Below are 553 nucleotides of genomic sequence, written 5' to 3'. Positions count from 1 at the left end.
GGCCCGCCGGCCTGCGTCGTCGAAGCGGTTTGACTGTCAATGACGGCAGCCGTCGGTGTCGGCTTGCGCCCAAGTTCCTGCCGCGCTTTGCGCACCAACGCTCGAACGATCATGTGCCACCTGCCACTATCGCGCCACGCATAATAGTAGCCCTGGACCGTCGAGTACGGCGGGAACTCGCTCGGCAGGGCCCGCCACTGGCAGCCGGTGGACAGAATGTAGAAGATCGCCTGCACCACCTCGCGCAAATTGACCTGCCGTGGTCGCCCGAGACGCCGTCGTCGCGGCATCTTCCCGGCAATCAGCGCCCACTCCGCATCAGTCAGATCGCTTGTGTAACGCAGCCCGCTGCGTTGATACTGGAGACGAGTGATTTCGGTCCAGGCATCGTGCCCTCCCTCGAATCTTCGCAAATCCGAAGGAATCACAGCCCGCCGAGATCACTCACTCCTTATTTTCGGTTAGGCTCTTAGGAGAAAAGCCCGCACACCCCTCGGGAGCAGCCCATGGAGAGTGCGGGCATTCCCGACTTAGCCGTGGCTCACAATCCCGA

At 62.0% G+C, this 553-nt stretch carries 1 protein-coding gene; it reads right to left on the bottom strand.

What is annotated here, in order from left to right; genetic code table 11:
- On the bottom strand, positions 1 to 413 hold a 413-nt coding region (locus tag SO140_RS46415), incomplete at its 3' end, for a transposase (RefSeq protein ID WP_449384727.1).
- Positions 414 to 553: the final 140 nt, after the last annotated feature.

It is taken from the genome of Bradyrhizobium sp. UFLA05-108 (assembly GCF_059803455.1).
Note: the sequence above shows the minus strand (reverse complement) of the source record. Positions and strands in the feature narration are given on the sequence as shown.